This is a genomic window from Malikia granosa, from assembly GCF_002980595.1.
GTDB lineage: Bacteria > Pseudomonadota > Gammaproteobacteria > Burkholderiales > Burkholderiaceae_C > Malikia > Malikia granosa.
This window is the reverse complement of sequence record NZ_PVLQ01000093.1, coordinates 1-6,064: the sequence shown is the minus strand read 5'-3', so window position 1 is coordinate 6,064 and position 6,064 is coordinate 1. Positions and strand designations below refer to the sequence as shown.

The 6,064-nt window shown below is 68.9% G+C and carries 7 protein-coding genes; 3 read left to right on the top strand and 4 right to left on the bottom strand.

From position 1 onward, the window contains the following. Positions 1-562 (bottom strand): thiamine phosphate synthase (gene thiE / locus C6P64_RS16265; protein ID WP_105749591.1); only part of this gene is annotated, 562 nt, incomplete at its 3' end. Beyond that, positions 555-1,388: a hydroxyethylthiazole kinase gene (gene thiM / locus C6P64_RS16260; RefSeq protein ID WP_105749590.1), complete on the bottom strand. Its 834-nt coding sequence runs from the start codon at positions 1,386-1,388 to the stop codon at positions 555-557. The genes thiM and thiE, both read right to left, overlap by 8 nt. Before the next feature lie 136 nt (positions 1,389-1,524). On the opposite strand from thiM, the gene radA reads away from it, so the two are divergent. Together radA and C6P64_RS16250 are read left to right on the top strand one after the other, a co-directional pair. Then, positions 1,525-2,922: a DNA repair protein RadA gene (gene radA / locus C6P64_RS16255; RefSeq protein ID WP_105749589.1), complete on the top strand. Its 1,398-nt coding sequence runs from the start codon at positions 1,525-1,527 to the stop codon at positions 2,920-2,922. A gap of 3 nt (positions 2,923-2,925) precedes the next feature. After that, positions 2,926-3,453: a chorismate--pyruvate lyase family protein gene (locus tag C6P64_RS16250; protein WP_105749588.1), complete on the top strand. Its 528-nt coding sequence runs from the start codon at positions 2,926-2,928 to the stop codon at positions 3,451-3,453. 52 nt (positions 3,454-3,505) lie between these two features. On the opposite strand, the gene C6P64_RS16245 is transcribed toward C6P64_RS16250, so the two are convergent. Continuing rightward, positions 3,506-3,898 (bottom strand): diacylglycerol kinase, encoded by a 393-nt coding sequence (locus tag C6P64_RS16245; RefSeq protein WP_105749587.1) that lies wholly within the window; start codon positions 3,896-3,898, stop codon positions 3,506-3,508. A gap of 8 nt (positions 3,899-3,906) precedes the next feature. Beyond that, positions 3,907-4,416 carry a phosphatase PAP2 family protein gene (locus C6P64_RS16240; protein ID WP_105749586.1) on the bottom strand — a complete coding sequence of 170 codons (510 nt, stop codon included), beginning with the start codon at positions 4,414-4,416 and terminating at the stop codon, positions 3,907-3,909. Between the two features lie 151 nt (positions 4,417-4,567). Between C6P64_RS16240 and C6P64_RS16235 the strand changes: the two genes are divergently transcribed. Next, positions 4,568-6,049, top strand: coding sequence for a capsule assembly Wzi family protein (locus tag C6P64_RS16235; RefSeq protein ID WP_170073132.1), 1,482 nt, complete (start codon positions 4,568-4,570; stop codon positions 6,047-6,049). Positions 6,050-6,064: the final 15 nt, after the last annotated feature.

The window sequence follows — 6,064 nt, the reverse complement described above, 5'->3', positions numbered from 1 at the left end:
CCCCCGCCGCCATCACCGCAGCGACATTGCCGACCTGGATGCCGCCTATGGCCACCAGGGGCCTGGCGGTCATGCGGCGCAACTGCTGCAGGCCTGCCAGGCCCAGCGCGGGTGCGGCATCGGCCTTGCTGGAAGTGGCAAACACCGGGCTGATGCCGTAGTAGTCCACCGGCGCCCGTTCGGCCTCGTGCATCTGCTGCCAGGACTCGATCGACAGCCCGATCAGCGCGCCGGGCATCAGGCGCCTGACATCCTGCGGCGCCATGTCGCTCTGGCCGACATGGACCCCGTCGGCGCCGGCGGCCAGCGCCACGTCGACCCGGTCGTTGACCAGCAGCGGAATGCGCAGGGGCGACAGCAGGGCCTTGAGCGCGCGCGCCCGCTCGACGAAGGCCCGGGTGTCGAGGCTCTTCTCGCGCAGCTGCACGCAGGTGACGCCGCCGCGGACGGCGGACTGCACCACGGCGAGCAGGCCGCGCTCGCCGCATTGCACCGCGTCGGTCACCAGGTGCAGGCGCAGCCGGGCGTCAATCCGCGCGATGGCGAGCGGCGCCTCAGCCATGGCAGGCCAGCTTGAGGCGGGCGACGAAATCGTCATGCGACAGCAGCTGCAGCCCGTCGAGCAGCTCGATCTGCAGCCGGCCCACGCCGGCGCCCGCGGCCTGGGTGCGCTCGACCGCCAGCTCGCCGACCACGCCCAGACAGGCCATGGCCGAGACCGTCGCGCGCCAGCGGTCGGGCTGGACCGCAGCGAAGGCGCCGATCAGGGCGCTGGCCGAGCAGCCCACGCCAGTGACCCGGGTCATCCAGGGATGGCCGTTGGACAGGGCCGCATGGCGCCCGCCGGCATCGACGACATGGTCGGTCGCACCGCTGACGCAGACCACCGAACCCCAGTCGCGCGCCAGGGCCTGGGCCGCGCCGACCGCCTCGTGCGACGAGGCCGCGCTGTCCACCCCCTTGGTGGCAGCGGCCAGCCCCGCCACGCTCATGATTTCCGAGCCATTGCCGCGCAACACCGACGGCGCGCCGGTCTGCAGCAGGGCCTGCAAGGCCTGGTTGCGGTAAGGCGTAGCTCCAGCGCCGACCGGATCCAGCACAACCGGAATGCCCTTGGCCTGCGCCGCCCGCAGGGCCAGCTGCATGGCCGAGATCCAATCCGGCTCCAGGGTGCCGATATTGAGCACCAACGCCTGCGCGATCGCCACCATGTCGGCCACTTCCTCGTGGGCATGGGCCATCACCGGCGCGGCACCCAGGGCCAGCAGCGCATTGGCATTGAAGTTCATCACCACGAAGTTGGTGATGCTGTGCACCAGCGGCGCCTGGGCGCGGACCGCCTCCAGGTCCGACCAGATCGCCTCGGCATTCAACCGCCCGTCGACCATGACAATGTCCTTTCAATCTCGGACCGGCAGCCGCGCCGCTCCATGGGCAGGGACTATAGCCGGCCGGCCAGCCGCTGCGCCTGTCTGCCGGCGCGCCGCCTGCTGGGACCCGGCTGACGCTGCTACAGTCGCCGCCATGGCCAAGGAAAAGACCCTCTACGTCTGCAACGAATGCGGCGGCAGCAGCACGCGCTGGCTCGGCAAATGCCCGAGCTGCAATGCCTGGAACAGCCTGGTGGAAACCGTTGCCGAGGCGCCCAGCGGCAGCAAGAACCGCCTCAGCAGTAGCCCGAAGGGCCTGGCGCCAGCGTCCGAGCTCACGGTGCTCAGCGAGATCGAGGCCACCGACGTCGAGCGCACGCCAACGGGCTTGAGCGAACTCGACCGGGTGCTCGGCGGCGGCATCGTCGAGGGCGGCGTGGTGCTGATCGGCGGCGACCCCGGCATCGGCAAGTCGACGCTGCTGCTGCAGGCGCTCGACGCGCTGCAGCGCGCCAACCTGTCCACCCTCTATGTCACCGGCGAGGAAAGCGGCGCCCAGGTCGCGCTCAGATCGCGCCGGCTCGGCCTGGACAACAGCCAGGTCAAGGTGCTGGCCGAGATCCAGCTCGAGAAGATCCTCGCCACGCTCGACGCCAAGCGGCCCGCGATCGCGGTGATCGACTCGATCCAGACCGTCTACTCCGACCAGCTCAGCTCGGCGCCGGGCTCGGTGGCGCAGGTGCGCGAATGCGCGGCGCACCTGACGCGCGCGGCCAAGGCCAGCGGGGTCGCGATCGTGTTGGTCGGCCATGTGACCAAGGAAGGCGCGCTGGCCGGTCCGCGCGTGCTCGAGCACATGGTCGACACCGTGCTCTATTTCGAGGGCGACACGCACAGCAGCTACCGGCTGATCCGCGCGATCAAGAACCGCTTCGGCGCGGTCAACGAGATCGGCGTCTTCGCCATGACCGAGAAGGGCCTCAAGGGCGTCAGCAACCCGAGCGCGATCTTCCTGAGCCAGCACAGCCAGCCGGTGCCGGGCAGCTGCGTGCTGGTGACGCTCGAGGGCACGCGCCCGCTGCTGGTCGAGATCCAGGCCCTGGTCGACAGCGGCGGCCCGAGCCCGCGTCGCCTGAGCGTCGGCCTCGACCGCGACCGGCTGGCGATGCTGCTGGCAGTGCTGCACCGCCATGCTGGGGTTTCCTGCGCCGACCAGGACGTGTTCGTCAACGCGGTCGGCGGGGTGCGCATCGGCGAGCCGGCGGCCGACCTCGCGGTGCTGCTGGCCATCGCCTCCAGCTTGCGCGGCAAGGCACTGCCGCAGGGCTTCCTGGCCTTCGGCGAAGTCGGCCTGGCCGGCGAGGTGCGACCGGCACCACGCGGCCAGGAACGGCTGAAGGAAGCCGCCAAGCTCGGCTTCAAGATTGCCATCGTGCCCAAGGCCAACCTGCCCAAGAAGTCGGACAGCAGCCTGGCCAAGGCGCTCGAGGGCATGACCATCCACCCGGTCGAGCGGATCGAGGAAGCGCTGGAAGTGGTACGGAGCCTCTGAATCATGCACCACCTGCCGTGCATGGCCGAGTCCTGGGTCGCAGCCGGCGATCTCCGGGCGTTGACCGACTCGCCCGCAGCCCGCTCCTGGCTCACCGAGCGCGGCAGCCTGACGCTGCGCCTGCGCCTGCACCACCCTGGGCTGGCGGTGCGGGTGGTCGACGAGGGTCCGAGCTACTTGCTGCCCGACGAGGCCGAGCGCCTGGGCCTGGCGCCCGGCAGCCCGGCCTGGGTGCGCGAGGTCACGCTGCACGCGCCCGGGTTGGACTTGGTCGCGGCGCGCAGCGCAATCCCGCACTGGTCGCCGGACAACCCCTGGCACGAGGTGCAGCGGCTCGGCACGCGGGCGCTGGGCGAACTCCTGTTCAGCGACCCTGTGCTCGAACGCAGCGACTTCGAATTCACGCTCGGAACAGGCTGGCATCGACATGGCAGCGCCCCCTCAGAGCTGCGGCTGACGCGCCGCTGTCTCTACCACCGCCACGCAGCTCCCTTGCTGCTGACCGAACGCTTTCTGCAGCTTGCCGCCTGAATGGCCCGCGCCAGGCCCAGGCCATCGAGGTGGCGCGGGGATTCCGGATGCCTCAGCCAGCCGGCATGAAGCGGGCCAGCAACCGTGGCAGGAAGATCCAGCCGCCGGTCGCCAGCGCACCCAGGCTGGCCAGCAGCACGCCGGCCGCTGCCACGTCCTTGGCGTCGCGCGCCAGCCGATGCCAGTCGGGCGAGACCAGGTCGACCACGATCTCGATGCCGGTATTGAGCGCCTCGGCGCACAGCACCAGCCCGATCACCGCCGACAGCAGCGCCCATTCCAGCGCGCTGATGCCCAGCCAGGCACCCAGGGCCACGACCAGCAGCGCGGCGAGCAGGTGCAGCCGCGCATTGGCCTGGCCGGCCAGCAGGACGCCGATGCCGCGCCAGGCATGGCCGAAGGATGCCAGCCGCGACCGAGCGCGGTTGTGCAACAAGGGCCTCATGGAAGCGCTTACCAGGGACGCTGCCAGGCCACCGTCACACCCGTCGGGGCCGGCAGCAAGCTGACGCGTCCACCGGCCCTGGTTTCGGTGAAGTACTCGGCCCAGGCATAGCCCAGGGCGCCACCCGCGATCGTGTCCTTCCAGTAATGCTTGTCGGCCTGGACCCGCGCCAGCGCCGTCAGGCCGGCCGCACCGTACAGCAGATAGGGACTGACCTGTCCGGGATAGCGCTTGTCCAGGTAGCGCGCCGAGGCAAACGCCACCGCCGTATGGCCGGACGGAAAGCTCTTGTCATCCGAGCGATCGGGCCGCAGCTCCGAGACCTGGGTCTTGAGGATCTCGCTGCTCGCGACGGTCGCGCCCAGGGACCAGGCCAGCTGCGCCGCGCCATCGGCATCCCGGTCGCGGTAGGTGTAGGCCGCTGCCAGCGTCGGCAGGCCCACGGCCAGCAGATCGGAGGCCGTGTTCCAGCCATTGCCACCGGCATGGCCCTGGGTGGCCAGGAGCAAGCCAATCATTGATATTGCTGTTTTTCTCATCAGTTAATCATTTCAATCGAATTAGGCTAGCGTCTTTGCAATAACCAGCCTCAGTACAATATCCCGCTAATCTGATACAGGATAACAAATGGAGAACGCGGTGATTAAAGGCATCGTCATTGCGGTAGCCATGGCGGCATCCAGTATGGCAGGGGCCGGAACGCCGCAGGCCTCGGTACCCTACACCCCGTCCTGGCAGGCCCGCCACTATCTGCAGCTGCTGGCTGACGAAGCCGGCCTGCCGCTGACCACCAGCCACTGGCCCTTGCCGGCCGCCGCCGTGCAGGACGCGCTCAATGCGGTGCAGCCGGCCAATGCCGAACAGGCACAAGCCCTGGCCTACCTGCAGCGCGCCCTCGAGCAGCACCTGCAGACGGTGCAAACCAGCGTTCAATTGCGCAATCGCGTCGAAGGCGCCGGTGGCTTTGGCCAGAACTATACCCCGGGCAGTTCCTTCAGCCTGGCCAGCGACCAGGCGCAATGGCGCGGCGAATCGTCATCGTTCGCCGGCCGCATCGGCCTCAAGCTCGAGCAAAGCCCCAACTCGCTGCAAACCGAATTCTCCGGGCTGGGCAAGGAAGGGCAGGTCCAGCTGCGTCCCGACAATGCCGCCGCCGTGCTCGAATGGAAGGGCGTCAACCTGCAGGCATTCGCGCACCAGAACTGGTGGGGCCCCGGCTGGCAATCGAGCCTGGTCAACGGCCACAACAGTCCGGCCTGGATCGGGATCGGGCTGCAGCGCGCCAGCGTCCAGCGTTCGGAATCACCCTGGCTGTCCTGGCTCGGTCCCTGGACGCTGGAGGGCTTCGTGGCCCGGGCGCAAGATCCGGTCGTGGTGGCCAATCAGCCCGAAGGCTACCTCTACACCGGCATGCGCATGACCTTCCGGCCCGCGTCTTGGGCCGAGGTCGGCCTGAGCCGCGCGGTCCAGTTCGGCGGCAAGGGCCGGCCGCAGGACTTCAACACCTATGTCAAGTCCCTGCTCGGCCAAAGCACCAACCAGGACGCCAGCAATCCGGTTGACAGCAGCTCGCAGATCGCCGGCTACGACCTGCGGCTGCGCTGCCCGACCCGGCGCAACTGCGCCGCCTATGTGCAGTTGATGGGCGAGGATTCCGCCGGCAGCGGCATCCCGCTGCCCTATCGCTTCATGAGCCTGTTCGGGATCGAGACCTGGTTGGCCCAGGGCCGCTACCGGGCCTTCGCCGAATATGCAGACACCAGCGTCGATGCCATCTACGACAACAAGCACCGCATCGCCGGCTACGACAACGCCTACTACCCGCAGGGCTTGACGAACGGCGGGCGCTGGATCGGCAGCGTCTTCGGCGGCGGCTCGGAGGTGCTCACGCTCGGCCTGCTCGATGCCCAGTCGCAGCGCCAGATCAAGCTGCATACCGGCCAGCTCCATTACAGCCTGGGCTCACACAAGCCAGGCAGCGACGCGCCCAAGGGCGAATTCCTGGGCATTTCGGCCAATCAAACCCTGCGCTGGGGCCCCTATCGCATCACCCCCGAAATCGAATGGCTGGGACTCAAGGACGGACAGCGCGTGGGAGACAGCCAGCGCCATCACTGGCGCCTGGGCCTGACGGCCAGCAAGCCTCTCTAGCAGGCCGTTGAAAAA

Bases quoted from the DNA above. Each gene is read 5' to 3' on its own strand.
- C6P64_RS16245 (WP_105749587.1), bottom strand. From the start codon at position 3,898: ATGAGGCCCTTGTTGCACAACCGCGCTCGGTCGCGGCTGGCATCCTTC.
- C6P64_RS16240 (WP_105749586.1), bottom strand. From the start codon at position 4,416: ATGATTGGCTTGCTCCTGGCCACCCAGGGCCATGCCGGTGGCAATGGC.
- C6P64_RS16235 (WP_170073132.1), top strand. From the start codon at position 4,568: ATGGCGGCATCCAGTATGGCAGGGGCCGGAACGCCGCAGGCCTCGGTA.
- radA (WP_105749589.1), top strand. From the start codon at position 1,525: ATGGCCAAGGAAAAGACCCTCTACGTCTGCAACGAATGCGGCGGCAGC.
- C6P64_RS16250 (WP_105749588.1), top strand. From the start codon at position 2,926: ATGCACCACCTGCCGTGCATGGCCGAGTCCTGGGTCGCAGCCGGCGAT.
- thiM (WP_105749590.1), bottom strand. From the start codon at position 1,388: ATGGTCGACGGGCGGTTGAATGCCGAGGCGATCTGGTCGGACCTGGAG.